Origin of the sequence: Prevotella intermedia ATCC 25611 = DSM 20706 (assembly GCF_001953955.1) — a bacterium.
In the GTDB taxonomy this organism is placed as follows: Bacteria; Bacteroidota; Bacteroidia; order Bacteroidales; family Bacteroidaceae; genus Prevotella; species Prevotella intermedia.
This window is the reverse complement of record NZ_CP019300.1, coordinates 243,472-266,099: the sequence shown is the minus strand read 5'-3', so window position 1 is coordinate 266,099 and position 22,628 is coordinate 243,472. Positions and strand designations below refer to the sequence as shown.

Below are 22,628 nucleotides of genomic sequence, written 5' to 3'. Positions count from 1 at the left end.
AGCGTTTCACATTATTTTAATGAAAAAAAGAATATTAATAACAGGAGCTTCGGGCTTTATTGGCTCGTTCATCGTTGAGGAAGCATTGCGCCACGACATGGAAGTGTGGGCAGCAATGCGTGCTACTTCGTCGCGCAAATACTTGCAAGACGAGCGCATAAACTTTATTGAGCTTGACTTTTCGTCGGAAGAACGGCTTATCGAACAGCTACGGCCGTACTGCTTCGACTACGTTGTGCATGCGGCAGGAGCTACGAAATGCGTGAAGAGGGACGATTTCTTCCGCATCAATACACAAGGAACGCAGCATTTTGCAAATGCGCTTTTATCGCTGAACATGCCGCTTGAGCGTTTCGTTTTCGTTTCAAGCCTCAGCGTTTACGGTGCCATTCACGAGCAATTGCCCTACAAGGACATTGACGAAACCGATATTCCACGCCCCAATACGGCTTACGGCGAGAGTAAATTGCAGGCAGAGAAAGTATTGGCAAGCGTTTCCTGCAACGGAAAAACGTTGCCTTACATAACGCTTCGTCCTACGGGTGTGTACGGACCGAGGGAGAAAGACTACTTCCTAATGGCGAAATCGATAAAGGGACATACTGATTTCTCGGTGGGTTTTCAGCGTCAGGACATTACGTTTGTTTATGTAAAAGACCTTGTGCAAGCTGTTTTCCTCGCACTTGATAGGGGGAAAACAGGGCGTGCGTACTTCCTTACCGACGGAAAAGTATATCAAAGCACCACTTTCAGCAATCTTATTCACGCTGAATTGGGCAAGCCTTGGCGGATTAGAATAAAGGCTCCTATCGCCTTTTTGCGCATCGTTACTTTCTTTGGCGATATATTAGGCCGTATAACGGGCAAGCTTTCGCCGCTGAACAACGATAAGTATCAAATACTGAAGCAGCGGAATTGGCGTTGCAACATACAGCCAACCATCGACGACCTCGGCTATAATCCACAGTACGACTTAGCGCGAGGCGTGAAAGAAACGATGGATTGGTATAAAGAGAATGGTTGGATTTAAAAAGAAGGATAACTGATATTAAGGATAAAAATGGTAAAATTCATACTCGACCTCTTCCGAATAGAGAAGAAACCGCTAAAGGGATTGATGGCAATAGAGTGGGCAGCGGCAGCTTATATGGTGTTCACGTTCGTGCTGATTCTGTTTTTTTACACCAAAATGGAGACGCCCGAAGCTATGATTTATGGGCGATTGCGCATCGTTGCCATAACGGCTGCACTGTGGTTGGTGTACCGTATCTTCCCCTGTCGCTTCACTCGCCTTGCAAGAGTGGCTGCACAGCTCGGCTTGCTTGCGTGGTGGTATCCCGATACTTACGAATTCAACAGGCTTTTGCCTAATCTCGACCACGTGTTTGCACAGTGGGAACAGAATATTTTTGGCTATCAGCCAGCATTGCTGTTCTCTAAAGAGTTGCCCGATGCTGTCTTCAGCGAGCTTTTCGATATGGGTTATGCGGCTTATTATCCTATGATTGCGCTGACGGTATTTTACTTTTTTATATGGCGTTACAAGGAATTCGAACGTGTAGCCTTTATCATGTTGGCTTCGTTTTTCATCTATTATGTGGTCTTTATCTTTGTTCCTGTGGCAGGTCCTACGTTCTATTATAAGGCAGTAGGAATGGAGAATATAGTAGCAGGCGTATTTCCTAACGTGCACGACTACTTCAATCTGCATCAAGACTGTTTGCCAAGCCCCGGTTATACCGACGGTTTTTTCTACCAGTTAGTAGAAGATGCCAAGGCAGCAGGCGAGCGTCCAACGGCAGCTTTCCCAAGTTCGCACGTTGGAATCAGCACCATTTGTATGTTCTTGATAGGACATGCACGCAATTACAAGTTGCTTGCCGTGCTCGCTCCGCTCTATTTTTTCCTTTGCTGCGCTACGGTTTACATTCAAGCGCACTATCTTGTAGACGCCGTAGCAGGTGTTGTTTCGGCAGTCTTGGTATATCTCCCGTTGTTCTATTTTACAAGGGGAATGGTGAAAAAGGAGCGGTAAAGCTCCTTTTTATTTTTGCCATACATCGCTGTTGAAGTGCATCAGTTTTGTAAAGATAATTCTGTTAAAAAGTGATAACTGCGCTTTGACGTTGCGAAAGCGGCTCTTTTGCGATGCAAAACCTACACTTTTACCGTGCAAAACAGCCGCTTTTGGAACGCAAAACAATAGGTTTTGTAATACACTGACGGTTAGATAGTTACGTAATAGATAAGCTTGTGAAAAATATTTACACTTTTATTAGCTTCTTTTTATTCATGGAATAGCGTGAATTTGGTGTAAGAACTTGCCGAAGAAACTTCACTTCTTTCTCATTATAAGCATATCGAATCGTAATCAATTCTTTCTTTAAGTATCTTATAAATAGTATATTAGCGTAATTCTTGCATCGAATTTACGCTTTGATTATTGGCTCTACAAGTTGGTATCACACAAGTTTGTATCACACAAACTTGTGTGATTGCTTTTTTTTTGCTATATTTGCAAACGTCAGATGAACTAAAAACATCATATTATGTGCAAGAGATTTGTTTATGGAGTCGCTGTTTCCGATTATAATTTCATCGGAAGAGAGCAGGAAACAAAGCGTCTGTTGGATAATTTCAGAGGTGGTATCAACGTTATATTGATGTCGCCGAGGCGATTGGGAAAGACCTCGTTGGTGAAGCATGTCTGCAATAAGCTTGACGAGGAAGATATTATTACGGTTTATTTGGACATATTTGGCTGTAAAAGCGAATACGATTTCTACAATAAATTGGCTGCAGAGGTGTTGAAACAGACTGCTTCGAAGTACGAATTGTGGCTCGAAGAGGCTAAGGAATTTATTTATCGGCTTACTCCTAAAATCTCTTTCAGCCCGGAACCTAACGCCGATTTTGCCATTTCTTTAGGCATTACGCCCAAGACGCATACACCAGAAGAAGTGTTGGGAATGGCTGAAAAGATTGCCATAAAGAAAGGGAAACGCATTGTTATCTGCATAGACGAGTTTCAACAGATAGGAGAAATGGCGAACAGCAAGCAAATACAAGCCCGCTTGAGAACTGTATGGCAGCACCAAAAGCAGGTGTCGTATTGTCTTTTCGGAAGCAAACATCACCTTATGAGTGCTATATTCCTGCACCGCAGTATGCCTTTCTACCAGTTTGGCGATATTATTTCATTGGATAAAATAGCAACAGCCGATTGGGTGGAATATATTGTCAGCCACTTTGCAGACGGCAAAAGAACGATTAGTCGTGCGTTGGCGAAAGACATTTGCAAGTTCACGGAGAACTACTCGGCATACGTTCAGCAGCTTTCTTGGCTTGTGTTCACACAGAAGGAAGAGGGAGAAACTGTAACCGAAGAAGATGTGAAGCAGGCGATGAACGACCTTTTGGCAACGAACGAAATTCTTTTTATGCAGATGATAGAACCACTTTCGGAGTATCAGTTGAATTTCCTACGTGCCATAGCGTCTGGAGTTACGAAGGATTTTGGACTCTCTGAAGTGCGCGAAGAGTATAAATTAGGCAGTTATTCTAATATCAACCGACTGAAAACGGCTCTGTTGGAGCGCGATTTAATAGAGAAACGAGGAGAAGAAACGGTAATGACCGACCCCGTTTTTGCCAAATGGATACAAAGAAAAGTAATGCTATAATCTTCTTTCCGCTAAGCCTTTAACTTGCTGTTTGGAAGGTTCGAGCTTTTAAAAACATAACTATGGCTTTGCGGAAACTCAATTATAAAATAAGAAAAACGTAATTACAAAGTATAAATGTAATTACGTTTTTCTTATTTCCTATAACCTTTTATTTCGAAGGAGTTTTGGTTACGTCGTTTTTTACTTTCTTTTTGGCTTTCTCTACCAATCCGTTTCGTGGATTATAATCTAATCCCAACTTCTTTGCACGGTCGTAGTTGCGCCTTCTTATCTTTTGTTTTTCCTCTGCCTTTTGCTTGGTTATCTTTGCTGGTTTCTGCTGATAAAGCGGCGTTTGGCGCGGATTCCACGTTATTCTGACGTCGCGTTTGGCTTTACATTCTATTTCTTTTGTGTAGTAGTACACAGCTTCGGGTTGCTGTTGCTTGCTGTAAAGTCCTGTATCCCAACGTCCGTTGTCGTTGTCGTCTACGATTAAGCGCAGGTAGAATGTGCCCGGCTTCACGTAATAGAATGTTGCTTCGTTTCCTTTTGCTGTTATTTCCTTTATCGGTTTGTCCGATTCGTTCAGCAATTGCAGCAGACAGTTCTTGCCGTCCATACCTTGTAACGACACGATAAGCGTGCTGTATTCTTCTGGCGAGCTTACTTTTATGCTCTGTTTCGTCTTCATCGACACCTTGCCGTATATGTCTATGAAGGCGGCAGAGTCGAGTTCGAGGCTGTATTCGCTGCCGAAGTTCCATTCACCCACAAGTTTGTATTGACGAGGAACGCCTGGTAGGCTGCCAAACTGATACTTGGCGTTTTGCCAAACCGTATCTACTTTTTCGTAAAGATGTATCTTCGATGTGTCGCAGAGAGCTATCGGCGACGGCAAAATAAACATAGGGTTTTCGTCGGGTGCCATTTGCGAAGCGACTTTTATCTTTACCTCTAATGGAGTTTTAGGATATTCGGTCTGATACGGCTTTCCTTTTTCCTTGTTTTTGCTTTGCTGTTTCTTCCATTTATCGTAATCCTCTTGTTGTCGTTTCAACCGTTTCTCATACGGAATCTTCGCCAATACTTCCAAAGTGTCGGTCTGTTTCACCAATGAACCTAATGAATCGGTTGCCATATAGGAAAGTTGCATACGCAGCGTGTCCTGATTGACGAGCATCGTATCGCGAAGCCAGTAGGTAATTGTGTCTTGATTCAGACTCGGTTCGGTAATGAAAGCATTCTTTTCATTAAAGTTCAAGCCCTTAATTTCGGGCAATTCGGCGTGTCCATAGCTATAAAACAGCGTGAAATGGTCGGCACTTTTGCGCTCCGACTTCAAGAAATGGCGATTGGTTTGTATTTCTGTGAAAGCCGTAAGCACAACATCGTCGGGTAGAAAGTGCGTGTAAGGCACTCGCTTAATATCAGCAATACGCAGCGAATCGCTCCAGATTGTATCCTGACGCACGTCTGGTTTCCACGAAGGCATAATGATTTCGGGGGTGAAAGCCAACTTTTCGCTTTGCTGATTGAACCTATAATTGCCGTCCATATCTTGCAGCGCATAAATGCGATAATCGCCTTTTGCAACACCTTTTATAACGAAACGCCCGCTTCCGTCGGTTCGCGCAACACGCAACATCGGTTCGTGTTGGAAGGCAGTGTCGCTCTGATTGCTGTAAAGTCCTACCAAAATGCCTTTTACAGGCTCTAAGTTTTGGGCTTCAAGCACATACCCTGCCACTTCCATTGTGTCTATTTGATTGCCCGTAGAGAACGAATAGGTATAGTTGCCCATTGGGTTTCCCTCGTTGTTATCGGCGATAGCGTCCGAGAAGTCAATCGTGTAAGTGGTATTTTCCTTTAGTTTATCTTGCAGTTCCACAGTAATTTTCCTGCCACTTACCTTTATTTCAGGCGTTTCCAACTGCGGCGGAGACACTACAACTTTCTCGGTTGGGTTGCTGAGCGTTATGAACTCATCGAAAAGAATGGTAACTTTCTTGCTGTTTACATCGTTCGAACCGTCGGCAGGCGATGTGCCGAGAATGTGCGGTGGTGTTTCGTCGTACCAACCGCCATCAGGTTCTCCCATCTTTGCACATGCGAAAACAGTAAGCAGAAGCAGGCAGAAAGTTGTTACACTTCCTGCTTTCCAACCCATATTCTTTATGCTCTGTTTGTTCATAACCCTTTAAAATATTGTTCGTTTTATATCGCTTTGCAGCTTGAATACAATCCTATGTGTTTCTATGAAGTAGCTTTATTCTTCCTTTTCCTTATTCATCGACAACATCTCTTCGATGTTTTTACGGTTGTTCGACAGTCGTGGCACCTTGTGTTGTCCGCCAAGTTTGCCTTTCGACTTCAGCCAATCGTTGAACAAATCCTTTCTTGCCACCACCACTTCTAACTGCTGCAACGTTATATCGTGGAAGCGTTTGGCCTCGTAATCGGAGTTTATTTCTTGCAGTTTACTGTCTAAGATGCGTTCAAATTCGTGAATATCATTGGGCTCTTTCGTAAATTCGATGAGCCATTGGTGGCGACACTTGGCATTGGCGTCCATAAAAATGGGTGCTGCCGTATACTCTGAAATCTGTGCGCCAGTAGCTTTACAAGCTGTTTCCAAGCCTTTTTCGGCATTGTCCATGATAAGTTCTTCGCCGAAAGCATTGATGAAATACTTGGTGCGACCTGTAATAACGAACTTGTAAGGACGGGTGGAAGTGAACCGAACCGTATCGCCGATTTCGTAACGCCACAATCCGCAGGCTGTGCTGATGAGCATTGCATAGTTGCGCCCAACCTCTACGCCTTCTAACGGAACGATGTTTGGCTTTTCGTTTTCGTACTCGTCCATAGGTAAGAACTCGTAGAACACACCGTAATCGAGCATCAACGACATACTTTCATCGTTCGGGTCGTCTTGAATACCGAAGAATCCTTCTGACGCATTGTATGTTTCCATATACTTCATATCCGACTTTGTGATGAGCTGCTCGTATTGCTTACGATACGGCGTAAATGCTATACCACCGTGGAAGAATACTTCCAAGTTTGGCCAAACCTCTTGCAGATGTTGCTTTCCTGTCAGTTCCATCACTCGAACCAACACCGACAGCATCCACGACGGCACTCCCGAAATGTTGGTAACGTTCTGCGAGAGCGTTTCGCGGGCGATACGGTCGCGCTTTACCTCGAAGTCGCTCAGCAGTGCCACCTCTTTTGAAGGCACACGCACAAGGTTTGCCAACGGATTGATGTTCTCTATGAGAATGGCACTCAAATCTCCAACGAGCGAATTGGGCAGGTTATAGTTTGGCGAATGGCTTCCGCCGAGTATAAGACCCTTACCGCTGAAAAGCCTGCTGTCAGGATTGTTGCTTAAGTAATAAGCCACAACGTCTTTGCCACCTTGATAATGCAGTGTCTGCAAGCCCTCGTGCGTGATTGGAATGAACTTACTCTTATCGTTTGTCGTGCCCGACGACTTTGCATACCACTTCACTTGTCCGGGCCACAATATGTCTTTCTCGCCGTGTCGCATACGGTCGATGTCGTCTTTCAGTTCTTCGTAGGTGTTTACAGGTATGTTTTGCGCAAAGTCTTCGTACGACTTGATAGTAGAAAACAAATGGTTTCTTCCATATTCCGTATCTTTTCCGCGCTTTACCAAGTATTGTAATATTTCGCGTTGGATAGCTTCGCCCTCGTTGATATAACGTTCCAAATCGCGACGACGAGGATGGAAGTACAACTTATTTACTATGCTTGTAAGATTCATTTCTTATCCAATTATTTTAAATTACAAAAGTACTGCAAAATTACGGAATAGAGATGGTTTTTTAGTTATTTTTATTATACTTTGCCAGATTTCTGAAAACGCAGCCCATTAAGAATTATTAAAGCAGCAAAGGAAACGACAATCAGAAAAAAATACTACTTTTACAACAAATTATTGAGAACGGTCTAAGTATAGAATAAAAGGGTAAAACTGTATGAAAAGATTAGAATTGCGTATCGTATATCTAATTTGTATGCTCGTTAGCTGCACCAAACTAACTGCATTTGCGTTTACAAACGATAAGACACAACTATATAATTGCAAAGCACAGAAGGTAGATTCGATAGAAAATCTGAGTGCACCAAGCTATCGAATTATATCGGAAAAAGAAACTTATACCTTGCAATGGACAGGTAAAACCTTTACAGGTATAAACAAAAATAAAGTTGATACTAAGCTTATAAGTGCAATATTGAAGGGTTTGAATGCTCAATGGCTGACCCATTCTCTTTCTATTTCGACAAAAGAGATAGGGCTGCTTAAAGACAGCGTACAGAAAGATGCGATGACTATTATTGCCTTGAAGTCGGCGGAAACAGGGTGGAGCATCGGTACATTTGACAGGGAATATTTTATGATAGACGAATGCAAAGCACCTTTGTATGCAGTTCCATACTTTATAGACGGCAGTGTTTATGTAATCTGTATGATACCATCATTCCAAATCACAGGCAATGAAGTGTGTCCTGTAATTAACAGGAAAGCCTTGTATGAAGATATATTGAAGCCACTTATGAATAAAATCTTCCCATAAAGAGTGTTTAAAAATAACTTTTACTGTACGCTCTCTATTATTAAAAAATGTATAAAAGTGTTTCTCGAAAAAAGCTAAGCTGAATTGATGAAATAGATTTGTGGAACAAAGAAAAAAGCGATTGTTCTGCGATAAAAATATTTTTATTTTGTCAAACCTACGCTTTGAGAATGTAAAACAATAGCTTTTGTCGAGTAAAAACGTAGGTTTGGTGTTGCAAGACAATAGCTTTTATAAGGCAATTTAGTTTTATACGTTACATTTATTGTTCGTTTTACGAATACTTTCCTTGCATTTCGTTGCACAAAATTACCATATTAGAATACAATATATTGACACACAGAATATTATTGCTGCACATAAATGCTGCGATTATTTACAAATAATTATTCTTTCACGCAAAAAAGCCGCCTTCCTGCCATTGTTTCACGCTTGTTTTTTAACAAATGCAGGTTTTTATCCACATGTTATTAATGTTTTATAACATATTGGTAAATCCTAAATTCTTTTGTTATAAAAGGGTAAGCCTTTTTTATATTTATTAATTTGGCACACCGAATATTACAAAAAAGTAGCTTATAATTCTGTTTTAATATATATTTCTCTGATAAATATTAGTATTTTAATTACTAAATAAAAGTAAAAATATGTATCTTTGTAAAATCTATTAGGGTGTAGTTTACTTTATTGCAACACTTGGTAAGTGTATGCTCTGATGGAATATTTAAATCTAAGACGAATTTATTAATTTATTTTGACCTATTATTAATCTAAAGTGTTGCAAAGTATTAAAGTATGGATAGATATTTATCGAAACTGTTTCTTGTAACAACTACAGCCTTAATAGGACTTTTTACAATAACTGTTAGGGCACAGCAGTATGAAAAAACCTCTATGGAACAGCCCACACGGCAATTGGTTACTGCTGAAAGTAAGTCTTCTTCTACTAATGTGCAAGGGTCTATGACTGGATTTAAAAGACAAAATTTAAATTTACCATCAAGTAGAAATCTGCTATTTAGTTCTAATAAGCGTACTCAAAAGCGTATTAATGCTGAATCCTTTATGAAAAAATCGCCAAGCGGTGTAGTAGAATTGCCATTTAGAGAAGGGTTTGATAATGAAAATGCGCTAACTTCATTTACCATTATTGATAATAATAAAGACGGCAATACGTGGAGTTATTTTCACGACAACGAAACAGGACAATCAGCAGTTCAGATGCAGTATGGCGACTATAGCCACGATGACTGGCTTATAAGCCCACCACTGAGTTTGAAGGCAAATATGATGTACAATATTTCTTATCGTGTAGCAACGAAAGGAATATCTTATCCTGAGTTATTGGAAGTGAAATACGGAAGCGATGCCACCGTTGCCGCAATGACCAATGTACTCGTTGAACAACAGAAGTTAACCAATACTGAGTACCAAACCATTAAGAAAACATTTACTCCAACAGCTGATGGAGTGTATTATTTCGGATTTCATTGCACAAGTGATGTCGAATGGTTTTGGCAACTGATAATTGATGATATATCAGTTGAGGGCAACTCAACGAAAGCTCCTAACGAAGCCGACATAGTATCGGTTAAAGCAGCCAGCGATGGTAGTTTGAAGGCTACAATAGACTTTGTAGCTCCAGAGACAGCTATTGATGGTGCAAAGCTTGAAACACCGCTCACCATAGACATTATGCGTAATGGGTCGAAGATAGGAGAAATGGAGAATATAGAACCGAATGGCTCTTATCAGTATGTAGACAATGAGGCAGAGCAGGGAGTTAATACCTATTCTGTTATTGCAAAGAACTTGATGGGAGAAGGAAAGGAAAGCAAGAAAATAGAAGTGTACGTAGGTTTGGATACGCCCGTTGCGCCAACAAATATTCAAACAAGTCAGACCGAGAATTCTATTACGCTCACTTGGAATGCTGTAACAACAGGGTCGCACGGTGGATATGTTAAACCAACCGACATTCTCTATAATGTTTATGAAATAGAAGAAACTAACACAGGAGCTAAACTGACACTTGTGAAGAAAGTAAAGGAAACTTCTATTAGTATTCCGTATAAAACCAACGTAGGACAGCAGGATATTATTAACTACGCACTCTCATCTGAGAACGAAATGGGAGAGGGACCACGCGTTATGTCGCCTAATATCCTTGTCGGAGAACCTTATACTTTGCCATTCGAGGAACATTTCAAGAATGGTCGCTTGGATAATAATATGTGGTGGGTATCGGAAACAGATAAATCAACCTTCCAATTGATGCAAGGAATGTCGTCTGATGGCGATGGTGGGTGTACTGGATACGTTTCAGTTTCTGATACAGATAGTGCTACGATGGGCTCTGGAAAGATTTCTATTAAAGCTGCTGTCAGCCCTACATTAGTCTTCTCCAATCGTTCGACAGATCCAAACGGAAAAGGTAAGGTTATTGTGAAGATAGATGCGCCGGGCAAAGAAACCAAACAGCTGTGTATTGTAGACTATGCTAACATAGATAATTCAAAACAAGAATGGCATACTACCTCTATAAAAATAGACGCTGAATATAGTGTGCTGCCTTATATAACATTTACATTCACTGCACAGGCACCAACTGGAGAAACGATATACTTCGATAATATCTATGTTCGTGATGTGGTAGAGAAAGATTTGCGCATATTGCTTGATGCGCCTTCAAAGGTGCGTAAGGGTGAGACCATCACTGCAAAGGTAGATGTCAGAAATATGGGAAGTGTTGAAAGAGCAAACTATACTGTTCGGATTTATGCTGGAAACGATTTAATAGACAGTAAAGTTATAGCTGCCTCGTTGGCTCCACATGCACAGAACACGGTGTCATTAAAGTGTCCTACTACGGTTGTAGATGTTTCGCCACTGTTGTTGAAAGCAGAAGTTGTAACAGAGGAAGAAGATGCTACACCTGATGATAATGTAGCAACAGCCAATGTAGAGTTGCTTTCTTCTACAAAAACAGCTCCTACTAACGTAACAGCAACGATGCAAAGTGATGGTAAGGTAGTTGTAGAGTGGCAGAAAATAGTAGAAACTTCTGAAGTTGTTACCGACGATTTTGAGAGTTATACACCTTGGGCTACTGACGATTTTGGTAATTGGACATCGGTATATGGGGAGAAAGGTGTCGCACGTGGTCCGTTTAGTCGCTCCTATCCGCACCCTAACGAAGGTAAACGATTTGCTTTTACTTTGGTAGAACCAGCTTCGTGGTTAACAGACAAAGTACTTGGCGATTATCCGTGTCTGCGTCCACATAGTGGCGAACGCTATCTGTCATCTTTTTATAGCGTAGAAAATTCACAATTTATCGTAGCAGATAATTGGCTTATTTCACCATCGCTTCCTGGTAAGGAACAAGTCATTACATTCTGGGCGAACAACTTTAAGTCATCAGAACTTAATTATCCTGAGAATATTGAATTGCTTTATTCAAAAGGAGGAACAACAATTGCCGATTTTATTCCAACAAATACAAAGGTAATAGTGGACGGTGGTGTATGGAAACAGTATTCTGCAACTTTGCCAGAAGGTGCCACTTATTTTGCCATTCATAACAATACGGCTGATACTTATATGCTAATGCTGGACGACATAACCTATACTGCAGGTTGCGGAAAGGTCGTTGCTTACAATATATATCGTGGAAGCAAGTTGATAAAACGTATTAATTCTGATATTCCAAGTAAGTTTACCGATACAGAGGCATCGAACAGTACTGGCGATTATGCTGTTTCTGCAGTCTATGCAGGTGGTGAGTCTGAAGCAACAAGAGCTACTCTGGTTACAGATGTTAAGAGTATTGAAACCGATTCTAACAAAACTTTTAATCTTTACACAATAGATGGAAAACTCGTTGCAAAGGACATACATTCTTTGAAAGGAATAAGAAAGGGTATGTATATAGTTAATGGCAAGACCATTATAAAGAAATAATTATCAATATATAAGATTGTTGTTAATGGGTTGATGTGTATTTTTCAAACACATATATTACCCCTGTAAATTCAATAAGGCTTATTGGGAACTCCCAATAAGCCTTATTAGAATAATATAAAAAGATGCAGCACTTTTGATACATCTTTATAGTTTCTAGTATAGCGATGTATAATGAGTGCAAAAATGTGAAAGTACAATTTTAAAATTATCAGTCCTCCTTTGCTAAACAAAGAACATTACCAGCACTTGAGCAATTATCACTCGGATAAACATTCCTAACGGATAGACCGTAGCGTAACTGATGTTAGATGTTTCGCCCTTAGTGGTGTCGTTTGCATAAACCAACGCCATTGGGTTTGCCATTGCACCGCAAAGTATTCCGCAGATAGTGCCGAAGTCGTATTTCTTCGTTCGCAAAGCAATAATGGCAATAATGATGATGGGCAACACCGTAAGCAGGAAGCCCAAGCCCACCCACATTAAGCCTTCGGGGCGGATTACGGTGTCTAAGAAGTCTTTACCTGCTTCTAATCCGATGCACGCCAGATAGAGCGAAAGCCCTAATTTGCGCAACATAAGCGATGCGCTTCGGGTGGTATAAGATACCATATGAAAGCGTGGGGCAAACGTTCCGACCAAGATTCCCATAATAATGGGACCGCCCGCGATGCCTAAGCGGATAGGAGAATCCATACCGGGCAAAGTGATTGGAATGGTTCCGAGGGCGAGGCCAAGTATCATTCCGAGGAATATATTGCCGAGGTTAGGCTCGTTCAGTGTCTTTATGGAATTGCCAAGGAAGTTTTCGGCGTGGTCTACGGCTTTAGGAGTTCCGACAATCGTCAGGTGGTCGCCATATCGCAAACGCAGGTCTTCGGTGGCAAGCAGCTTGATGTCGCCACGCAACACGCGACTAACGTTTACACCGCATGTATCGCGGAGTTGGAGTTGTCCAAGTCGTTTGCCGTTCAACTCGTCTTTTGTGAGCACAATGGTGCGGCTTTCAACATTCGAATCGATATTGTTCCAGTCTATTTGCTCCTTGTTCCAGTCGCGTCGAACGGTTTGACCAAACAGTATTTCTATACTCGACACATCGTCTTTGTTGGCAATGACGAGCAAATTGTCGTGGTTTTCCAATACCGTAGTGCCTTTTGGAAGTATTACTGCTTCGTCGCGCCAAATGCGGGATATAATAAACTTAGTGTGAGAACCTTGCGATACTTCTGCAATAGTTTTGCCAATGATGGCAGGATTTACAACAACGTATTGTCCAACATAGGTATGGTTTTCCTCGTCGGTGTTTTTCAGTTCTAAATCTTCGGGCTTTACAAAGAGCTTGCGCAAAACAATCATTGCGAAGATAACGCCTACAACACCGAGCGGATAGGTTACAGCCGTTGCAAGGGCTGCACGGCCGCCACTGATGCCAACGTGTTCCAACGCCTGTTGTGCCGCACCGAGGGCTGGCGTGTTGGTTGTTGCTCCACTAAGGATACCTACCATATCGCTCATTGGTACGTTAAGGGCGTATGTTAGTCCGACAGCCATAACTGTTCCGAGCAGAATAACAGCCAAAGACCACATATTCAATGCCTTGCCCTCGTGGAGCAGGGAACTAAAAAAGTTAGGACCGACGTGCAATCCTAACGTGTAGACAAATAATACAAGCCCAAAGGTCTCGCAATATTTCATCATCTGTGTGTCCATACTGAGTCCGAAGTTTCCTACGGCAATGCCTACGAAGAACACGAAGGCAACACCCAAAGATACTCCGCCGAACTTTATCTTACCCAAAGCAAGTCCGACAGCACATACAAGCGAAACAATGATTACACCTTGAAGTGCCGAGTAAATGCTGAAAAGTCCGTTTATCCATTCCATCTTCTAACTTTTTAAGCTATTTTTAGTAGTTTAATACGATTTGTTTCTTACGCATTCTATTGATATTTCAAGTGCAAAGGTACTGTAAACTAAGAAAATAGCAAAATAAAAACTATATTATCTTTCGCCCCAATCGCCTCGGTCAAGACTTCTGTAACCAATGGCTTCGGCAATATGGTGGGCTTGTACCTTGGTCGATGCGTCGAGGTCGGCTATGGTACGTGCCACTTTTAGAATACGGTTGTAGGCACGCGCCGACAGTTTAAGGCTTTCCATAGCTTTGCGAAGTATTTCGAGCGATTGCTCATCGGGTTCGGCAAACTCGTGAATCATACGTTCCGACATCTGCGCATTGCAATGAATGTTGGGGTAATTCTTAAATCTTTCGGTCTGAATGCTGCGTGCTTTCAATACACGTTCGCGAATATTGGCACTCGTTTCGCCTTGCTCGGCTTTCGAAAGGTCTTTAAATGGAAGCGGAGATATTTCGCACTGTATGTCGATACGGTCGAGTAGCGGGCCCGAAATCTTTGAAAGGTAACGCTGTATCTGCCCTGGCGTGCAGACACAGTGGTGCGTAATATCGCCATAATAGCCACAAGGGCAAGGGTTCATACTCGCTACAAACATAAAACTGCAAGGGTAAGTAACGGTATATTTGGCTCTTGAAATGGTAATCGCGCGGTCTTCTAATGGTTGGCGCAATACTTCGAGCGTGTGTTTATTGAACTCGGGTAGCTCATCGCAGAATAAAACCCCGTTGTGGGCTAAGGTTATTTCGCCTGGTATCGGGTTTGCTCCACCGCCTACCAAGGCTACTTCTGAAATGGTATGGTGGGGGCTGCGGAATGGGCGTTGCGTTATGAGTCCTGTATCTTTCTTTAGTTTCCCCGCAATAGAATGGATTTGCGTTGTTTCCAAGCTCTCGGTAAGTGCCAATGGTGGCAGTATGGAAGGCAAACGCTTCGCCATCATACTCTTTCCGCTACCCGGAGGACCTATCATAATGACGTTGTGCGAACCAGCGGCGGCTACTTCTAATGCTCGTTTTACATTTTCCTGTCCGCGAACGTCGGAAAAATCCAAATCGCTGGTATATTGATTCTCGTAGAATTCTTTGCGTGTGTCTACCTTGCACGGCTCTTGTGTATAGGCATCGTTAAGGAAACTGATGACTTCGCCTATGTTGTTCATACCGTAGACTTCGAGTGTGTCTACCACGGCTGCTTCGTGTTCGTTCGCTTTCGGCACAATCAGTCCCTTAAACTTTTCAGCCCGTGCCTTAATGGCTATCGGCAATGCACCTTTAATGGGTTGCAAAGTTCCGTCAAGGCTTAATTCTCCCACAAGCATATATTCGCCAAGGTGGTCGGAAGCAATCTTTTCGGTTGCGCCAAGAATAGCAATGGCAAGCGGTAGGTCGAAACTTGAACCTTCCTTGCGTAAATCGGCAGGGGCAAGATTGGCGGTTATATCGGCTACTGGAAACTGATAGCCATTGTTTAATAGTGCTGCAGCAATACGGTCGTGGCTTTCTTTTACAGCCACGTCAGCCAATCCTGTGAGGTGATACATTACACCCCGTGTTATGCTTATTTCCACTGTAACCGTTGTAACTTCCATACCGTTTACAGCAGCACAATAAGTTTTTACAAGCATTTAGATATCTAACTTTATCATTCTTTCTCTGAGCGTGTTGGCATCTACCCTACGTTCGGTTATCTTTCCGTTGTTTAGAACGATGTTGTCGGGTACAGATGTCAGCCCAAGAGTTCTTATTAGTCTGCTCTCCAACATCTCTCCGTCGCAGATATTGGGAACTGTTATGTCGTTTTCCTTGATATATTGTCTTGCTTCTTTTGCCGATGGGTCTACGCAAACGCCTATTACGGTAGCTGCACCCTTCTTCGCCATACTGTTAAGCGTTAAGAGAATGTCTTTACTTTCTTCGCTCCACGATGCCCACGTGCAAATAATTGTGTTCTTGTCTTTTAGCTTTGAACTGGTGATAACATTTCCATTCAAGTCTTTTACCGTGAATTTCGGTAACAGTTGCCCAACATTTCCGTTCTGTAAGCTTTGTAAATGCTGTTTCAAACGTGCCAAAGAGCCATTCTTCGGTTGCTCTTTCTCCATTAGTTTTATAAGTTCGGCTGTCTGTTTGTAGTCTGTTCTCTTATTATTAATAAGGTAACGTTCTGTCAAATACACGCTAACGGGAGATTCTGGGTGGGATTCTACGAACTGGACAGCGTATTTTACAACCTCTGGAGGCGATGCTGATGCAATCTGTTTGCGGAATTTTCCCATCAGTTCGTTATCGTCTGTGCCTTTTACTTCCATCTCTTTCAAGTGCGAAGCATCGGCTTTTATTTCCACAGCTTCGCCTGGTTCGGCGAAAATAGCGTGTGTAGAATAGTTCGGGAATACAATTATAAGTGTGCCATTGAACTGGCAAGGTATTTCGTAAGTGAAGCGTCCACCTTTTATTTGTATGGTATCGAGTCCGTCAATCACGCCTTCAGGACTATAAACAAATAGTTGTCCTTGATTGACGTGTAGCAATCTGCCATCAATTTTAAAGTATCCGCTGCGTCCGCCACAAGAAACCAATAGTAAGGATAGTAAGAAAAAATAAACTATTCGCTTCATTTGGACAATGTTTAATTGAATGTATAAAAGCAAAAAGCTAATCGGGAGCAATGTGCTCGTCTATGCTTTTCATTTTGTAAGCGCATTAATACGCTGTCTTTAAAAGTGCCGCGAGCGGGACTTGAACCCGCACAGCCATTACTGGCCAAGGGATTTTAAGTCCCTCGTGTCTACCAATTCCACCATTGCGGCAAACCGTGTGCAAAGATAATGCTAAATATCGAATTTCACAAGATAATTGATATTTTTTTGTATTTCTCGCTTTAATCTTCGTTATTTTATACTTGATACAGTGCTTAAAGTACACGTAGCATTCCGTATGCCCCTGCTGTGCTTGCTCTGTAACGTGTCATTGTTTTGCCCTTTTCGCCATTTACGATGTTGCCACCTGTGTTAAGGTTGTAGCTTCGTCTGCATGTTTTGCAAGTAGCAATGCCTGTTCCGTTTACCGTTAGTTCGTAAGAGCGAATCGGTAGGGCATTGAAGTCGAAACAATTGGGGCATTGCAAGTCGTAAGCAAAGAAGCGGGCAGGTGTATCAAGGTTGCCAAAGCCCACTATAAGACCTTTGTTCATACCTATGCGCAAGTGGCTTTGCAAGTTTTCGTCAATCGCATTGAAACGCTTTTCCGACTCCATTCCCTGATTGTTCTTAAAATAGAAATAGCTTGTTCCGTCTTTATAAAGTGGCTTTATCGTTGTGAATATACCTGGCGAAAGTGCATTCATCGAGCTGGCAAGTGTTGCGTCAAGATGCACACTGTTGTCAATCGCCAAGTTGCAATGGTAGTTGCTGTACTCGTAGTCTATGTTTTCGCTACAAGCCATTAGTGCAAACACTACCGACAGTGCCATTATACCTTTGCTGATTATATATTTTAGCTTCATAAATCTTTATGTTTTTGCTGTAATTTTCTATTTACATAAACGGCAATTCACTGCATTTATTGAGATAAGAAAACCATAAAATAATATAAAAAAGCACTCGATTGCGAAATTATCGCTACTTTTGCTCTCGTTATGAGATGCTGTCGAATTATATTTGCCTTTTGTTTCTTGCTTATCGCTGTGAGCGGTTTTGCGCAAGAACATATTAATCCAGAAGACCGTGTGGTAGACTTAAACTCTCCCACATTTGTGCCGATGGTGCATATTGGCAAAGCAAAGGTGGGCAGCGACAGCATACAATATGTGCGCACGAACAAGATTTACATCTTTCCACCTATGGAATTTAAGAACGATAAGCAGCGTCAAGCCTACAATCGCCTTGTAGCTAATATAAAAAAGGTGCTGCCATTGGCAAAAGAATGTAACCAAATTATATTGGAAACAGGTGCTTATCTCCAAACTATTCCTACGAAAAAGGAACGCGATGCGCATATGAAAGCAGTCGAAAAAGGACTGAAAGAAGAATACACGCCTCGCATAAAGAAGCTGACTTACTCGCAAGGAAAGCTACTTATAAAACTTATTGACCGCGAAACCCACTCTACGGGCTACGAACTCATACAAGCTTTCCTCGGTCCTGTGCGTGCAGGCTTCTACCAAGCCTTTGCGTGGGTGTTTGGTGCAAGCCTTAAAAAGCGATACGACCCTAAAGGTGCCGACCGCCTTGTAGAACGAATAGTACTGCAGGTAGAGGCTGGGCAGCTGTAATAACGTGTATCCGACAAAACGCTACACAGCTTTTACCCACATTATTCTAATACCCTGCAAACCAAATAACAGTAATTTTGAAAGGGAAACTTAATGAAAGGAGCGTGATAAATCACGCTCTTATAATCATTGTCTTGTATTCTTCCTATTCAAACGGAATCATTGCCAAGGCGTTGGCAATCTTCTCTATGCCTTCTTGTAGTGGCCCTGAAACCATGCTTTTTGCAAAGAAAGGAATATCGGCATCGATGGTCAGCTTCATTTTTGAAGAGGTTTCGTCTACAGGAAGTATCTGAATCCAAAAGTTGAACGACATCGGCGAGTTTTCGCTTGCAAACTTTATGGTCTTCGGTTCGTCGCGTTCGATAATCCGCATAGACACAGCTCCGACAGGAGGTACGTTCACAGAGATGGTGTCTTTGTCGAAAGTCAATCCCTGCAACTTATCTTCGGGCACTTTATCCTTTACACGCTCTATGTTTGTAAGGTCGCTCAGCATATTGTAAACACTTTGCTGAGGATAAGCAATCTGCTTTATGCTACTTTCAAATTTGCTCATTTACTTCTTCCAATTTGCAGGGTCTTTGCGCCATTCATCAAGCATTGGCACGTCTTCCTTGTTAATATATCCTGTTTCCAATGCTTTTTCTACTACGCTCTGATAGTCGGTGAGCGTAACCAACTGCACGTTGGCTTCCTTGAAAGCCTCTTCTGCCACTGGGAAACCGTAGGTGTAAGAAGCAACCATGCCCACTACCTCAAAGCCTGCCTCGCGCAATGCAGCCACAGCCTTAAGCGATGAGCCGCCTGTAGATATCAAATCTTCCACCACTACAACCTTTGAACCTTCTGGCAATTCGCCTTCTATTTGGTTTTTCATACCGTGGTCCTTTGGTTTAGGGCGCACATAGGCATATGGCATTGCAAGTTCTTCAGCCACTAATGCCCCTTGTGCAATGGCACCTGTTGCGACTCCAGCCACTGCCGTAGCCTCTGGGAAGTTTGCCAAGATAGCGTGAACAAGTTCTAACTTTACGAACGAGCGCACATCGTGGTACGACAAAGTTTTACGATTGTCGCAATAGAAAGGCGACTTCCACCCGCTTGCCCACGTGAAAGGGTCGTTGGGTTGCAACTTAATGGCTTTAATACCGAGCAGTTTGCCTGCAAATGTTTTCCTTAAATCTTCCATATATTTGAATAGTATGCTTCTTTTTCTGTTGCAAAGATAACGAATTACCGATGATGTGCAAAGCGAACAGTGATGTATTTTTAAATGCTTAGGCAAAAATATCAATTATTTAAGTTATTGCTTCTTTGTTTCTTGTTCATATTTTACTTGTTTTTAATAAAATCAATACATCTTGTCATATATTTAATAAAAATACAATCATTTTGTTTGCTATTATTCTTTTTTATTCATATATTTGTAAATTAGATACGATAAATGGCAACACGTGTCATAAAACTAAAAGAAACATACCTCATTTATAAAGAAAATACATTTAAATAACAACTATTTTGTGGAACTTAAATTAAATCAGAAGATGAAACAGAACTACTTTTTAAAGAAATGGAGCATACTCTCTCTGCTTCTTACGCTATTTGTCGGGAATGCAATGGCACAAACTCAGATTCCTCCCGAAAATGCACCACTCATTAAAATGACAGTTGCAAAGAACAAGAAAGTCTTTGTGAAGTTTGCTGCCAACAAAGATAATACGCTTATCTGGCTGAACAATGGCGGTGATGGCTTCCAGCAAGTAACCATCAATTCTACTATGGGCGCAGCACTGTCTTTCACTTCTACTTCGGGTGCAATGTATGTTTATGGCAATGTAACGAAGATGGACTGTTCTAAACAGTTTGCAAAGATAACTGCAATCGATGCTTCCAAGAACAAGCTAATCGAAGAAATTACTGCCGAGAAGTGCCACCTCGCAGCATTAGACCTGTTGGCTAATACTAATATTAAAAAGCTGAAATGCGGTTACAACAACATTACTTCGCTTAAGTTAGCACCCAATTCCGAGTTGCAAGAAATAGATTTGAATAACAACAAGGAACTTGCCGAAGTGAATTTCTCCGACCAAACCAAGTTGGAAAAGGTGAGTGTAAACGAATGTCGAGCATTAACTACAATGGTATTCAAGAACAATCCAGCTCTTAAATTTCTGTATATGAATGGTACAGGTATGCAAAAGTTGGATATTAGTGCCTTGTCTGCGCTCGAACAATTTGGCGGATACGGCAGTAAACTTATGGCTGCAAAGTTCCCCGAAAACGCTAAGAACCTGAGCGTGGTGTCTCTTCAAAGCAATTTACTTGATGCCTGCGCATTGGACGATATATTCAGAGCATTGCCAACAATGAAAGCTACCGAACCAAATCTTGGCATTGAAGACAATAAAGGTACTGCGACGTGCAACACAAAGATAGCGAAAGACAAGAGGTGGATACCCGATGCGGAAGGCGACGGCACAGGTTGTGCAACACCGATAGCCCCTCCTGCCGATGCTCCTGTCATAACCTTGACGGTTGCAAGCAATTTAGACATTAAGGTAAAGTTGGCAGCAAAGAGGGATAATACAAAGATTTGGGTGAAAGAAGGTAACGCCGAATTTAAAGAAAAAATCATCAATTCGCTCTTGGAACCTGGCGATGCACCCGTCTACAAGGCTATTGATGCAACAACTATCCAGTTCTATGGCGATATTACGCAAATAGAATGTAAGTTCAATGGTAAGAGATTTAACGCCGTAGATTTTTCCAAGAACCCATTGTTGGAGGTTATAGACGTTTCTCACAGTGCCCTTGAAACATTAGACCTAAGTGCCAATGCTAAACTGAAAGTTCTTAAATCGGGATTGAATATTCTGAAAGCGGTTAAATTTGCAGCCAATTCCGATTTGGAAGAAGTTGAGTTGAACGACAACATATCGCTTGCAGCGATAGACCTTTCTGCGCAATCTAAATTGAATACGCTCAACGTATCTGGCTGTCAGGCTTTGAGTACACTTAAGTACGAAATGTCTGACGCTATCCAATGGCTCGATGTTTCTGAAACAAATCTGCAGAAGCTTGATGTTGAATATCTGTCAGAACTCTTGAATTTGAATGCACACAATGCTAAACTAACAGCACTCAAACTGCCTCGAAGCTTTGCTAAATTAGACGCAGTAAATGTTAGCCACAACTCCCTTGACGCTTGCGAGCTGAACAAACTCTATAGAACTTTACCAACCGTTAAGCACTCAACCAACAGACTGGTAATAAACGGCAACCCAGAAACAACCATCAGCTATACAAAAATTGCTACCGATAAGGGCTGGAAGGTAGATGTAGAGGGCGACGGTACAGGTTGTGAGAATCCTACAAGCATCGAAGCCACCGAAGCAGCGGGCATCAGCATCGACTACAATGCTGCAACACGCAAGGTTACAGTAAGCCGTACAAAGGCAAATGCCAAGGTGTTGCTTTATGCAACCAACGGTACAAAGATTGCAGATGCGCCCACCAACGCCGAAGGCGCGTGCACAATTGCACTCGATAATGTGGCAAATGGCTGTTACATTCTCGTTGTAAACGGTGTGAACCGTAGCTTCGTAGTGAAGTAAACAGCGCACAGAACATAAAAAACGTGTAGTTCCGAATGGCATTGTGCCTATCAGGACTACACGTTTTTTATGTTTTTATATCGCTCAGTGCAGGTAGGTGCGTGGTTTATTGCGTTTCCTGGTATTGAATGAGAAAGGGTTTATATAGTAATTCTAATTTATCTAGGATTTCTAGAAACTTTCAGCCAACACGTGGGAAAATCGCCTCGGTTTTGTAAAGATAATTTCGCTGAAAAACGATAATTTCGATTTGGCATTGCGAAAGCGGCTGTTTTGCATCGCAAAACCTACGCTTTTACCGTGCAAAAGAGCCGCTTTTGGAATGCAAAACAATAGGTTTTACAACGTATTGATATACAGGTGGTTATGCTATAGTTGTATTTGTGAAAAATATTTACATCCCTATCGTCCTTTTTCGCCATATAAAAAGGTTTGCAGGGGCAATATTGCAGGCATCGGAAAAGTGCTTTTGAATGGAGAAAGCTGAAACTGTCTGCCTGCCACATTGAATACTGACTGTTTTAAAAACAAGGCAGGTATTTCGGTGAAGAGATGCTTATGTTTGCTGTTGTATTACCTGTA

The 22,628-nt window shown here is 41.9% G+C and carries 15 protein-coding genes and 1 tRNA gene; 7 read left to right on the top strand and 9 right to left on the bottom strand.

Annotation, left to right across the window (positions count from 1 at the left end; genetic code table 11):
* Nucleotides 1-19 precede the first annotated feature (19 nt).
* The 3 genes from BWX39_RS01170 to BWX39_RS01160 all read left to right on the top strand — a co-directional run bounded on the left by BWX39_RS01170 (nucleotide 20) and on the right by BWX39_RS01160 (nucleotide 3,683).
* The gene (locus BWX39_RS01170) at nucleotides 20-1,030 is read left to right on the top strand and encodes an NAD-dependent epimerase/dehydratase family protein (RefSeq protein ID WP_028905541.1); all 1,011 of its coding nucleotides are present in this window, start codon (nucleotides 20-22) and stop codon (nucleotides 1,028-1,030) included.
* Between the two features lie 30 nt (nucleotides 1,031-1,060).
* On the top strand, nucleotides 1,061-2,035 hold the full coding sequence (locus tag BWX39_RS01165) for a phosphatase PAP2 family protein (RefSeq protein ID WP_028905540.1): 975 nt from the start codon (nucleotides 1,061-1,063) through the stop codon (nucleotides 2,033-2,035).
* A gap of 514 nt (nucleotides 2,036-2,549) precedes the next feature.
* Nucleotides 2,550-3,683 (top strand): AAA family ATPase, encoded by a 1,134-nt coding sequence (locus BWX39_RS01160; RefSeq protein ID WP_028905539.1) that lies wholly within the window; start codon nucleotides 2,550-2,552, stop codon nucleotides 3,681-3,683.
* A gap of 151 nt (nucleotides 3,684-3,834) precedes the next feature.
* Here the strand turns inward: BWX39_RS01160 and BWX39_RS01155 are convergent, their stop codons facing one another.
* Together BWX39_RS01155 and BWX39_RS01150 are read right to left on the bottom strand one after the other, a co-directional pair.
* Nucleotides 3,835-5,859: an Ig-like domain-containing protein gene (locus BWX39_RS01155; protein WP_028905538.1), complete on the bottom strand. Its 2,025-nt coding sequence runs from the start codon at nucleotides 5,857-5,859 to the stop codon at nucleotides 3,835-3,837.
* 75 nt (nucleotides 5,860-5,934) lie between these two features.
* A complete protein-coding gene (locus BWX39_RS01150) occupies nucleotides 5,935-7,458 on the bottom strand; it encodes a GH3 auxin-responsive promoter family protein (RefSeq protein WP_028905537.1) in 1,524 nt (507 codons plus the stop codon).
* A 214-nt stretch (nucleotides 7,459-7,672) separates the two neighbouring features.
* Here BWX39_RS01150 and BWX39_RS01145 point away from each other — a divergent pair, with 214 nt between their 5' ends.
* Both BWX39_RS01145 and BWX39_RS01140 read left to right on the top strand, forming a co-directional pair.
* Complete coding sequence (locus tag BWX39_RS01145; RefSeq protein WP_028905536.1) at nucleotides 7,673-8,272, top strand: hypothetical protein; 600 nt, start codon at nucleotides 7,673-7,675, stop codon at nucleotides 8,270-8,272.
* Nucleotides 8,273-9,337: 1,065 nt separating this feature from the next.
* The gene (locus BWX39_RS01140; RefSeq protein ID WP_028905535.1) at nucleotides 9,338-12,235 is read left to right on the top strand and encodes a choice-of-anchor J domain-containing protein; all 2,898 of its coding nucleotides are present in this window, start codon (nucleotides 9,338-9,340) and stop codon (nucleotides 12,233-12,235) included.
* 225 nt (nucleotides 12,236-12,460) lie between these two features.
* Here BWX39_RS01140 and BWX39_RS01135 read toward each other — a convergent pair whose 3' ends face one another.
* From BWX39_RS01135 to BWX39_RS01115, 5 genes are all read right to left on the bottom strand, one after another.
* Nucleotides 12,461-14,122 (bottom strand): putative transporter, encoded by a 1,662-nt coding sequence (locus tag BWX39_RS01135; protein ID WP_028905534.1) that lies wholly within the window; start codon nucleotides 14,120-14,122, stop codon nucleotides 12,461-12,463.
* A gap of 117 nt (nucleotides 14,123-14,239) precedes the next feature.
* Complete coding sequence (locus tag BWX39_RS01130) at nucleotides 14,240-15,781, bottom strand: YifB family Mg chelatase-like AAA ATPase (protein WP_028905533.1); 1,542 nt, start codon at nucleotides 15,779-15,781, stop codon at nucleotides 14,240-14,242.
* Nucleotides 15,782-16,774: a DUF4369 domain-containing protein gene (locus BWX39_RS01125; RefSeq protein ID WP_028905532.1), complete on the bottom strand. Its 993-nt coding sequence runs from the start codon at nucleotides 16,772-16,774 to the stop codon at nucleotides 15,782-15,784.
* A gap of 106 nt (nucleotides 16,775-16,880) precedes the next feature.
* Nucleotides 16,881-16,966 (bottom strand) — tRNA-Leu (locus BWX39_RS01120).
* Nucleotides 16,967-17,070: 104 nt separating this feature from the next.
* Entirely contained in the window at nucleotides 17,071-17,661 is a 591-nt protein-coding gene (locus BWX39_RS01115; RefSeq protein WP_028905531.1) for a hypothetical protein, read from the bottom strand.
* Nucleotides 17,662-17,793: 132 nt separating this feature from the next.
* Here BWX39_RS01115 and BWX39_RS01110 point away from each other — a divergent pair, with 132 nt between their 5' ends.
* On the top strand, nucleotides 17,794-18,429 hold the full coding sequence (locus BWX39_RS01110) for a DUF4294 domain-containing protein (RefSeq protein ID WP_028905530.1): 636 nt from the start codon (nucleotides 17,794-17,796) through the stop codon (nucleotides 18,427-18,429).
* A gap of 145 nt (nucleotides 18,430-18,574) precedes the next feature.
* Here BWX39_RS01110 and BWX39_RS01105 read toward each other — a convergent pair whose 3' ends face one another.
* The gene (locus tag BWX39_RS01105) at nucleotides 18,575-18,988 is read right to left on the bottom strand and encodes an SRPBCC family protein (RefSeq protein ID WP_028905529.1); all 414 of its coding nucleotides are present in this window, start codon (nucleotides 18,986-18,988) and stop codon (nucleotides 18,575-18,577) included.
* The gene (gene pyrE / locus BWX39_RS01100; protein ID WP_014709203.1) at nucleotides 18,989-19,621 is read right to left on the bottom strand and encodes an orotate phosphoribosyltransferase; all 633 of its coding nucleotides are present in this window, start codon (nucleotides 19,619-19,621) and stop codon (nucleotides 18,989-18,991) included.
* Nucleotides 19,622-19,952: 331 nt separating this feature from the next.
* On the opposite strand from pyrE, the gene BWX39_RS01095 reads away from it, so the two are divergent.
* Nucleotides 19,953-22,046: a leucine-rich repeat domain-containing protein gene (locus BWX39_RS01095; RefSeq protein ID WP_244271486.1), complete on the top strand. Its 2,094-nt coding sequence runs from the start codon at nucleotides 19,953-19,955 to the stop codon at nucleotides 22,044-22,046.
* Nucleotides 22,047-22,628: the final 582 nt, after the last annotated feature.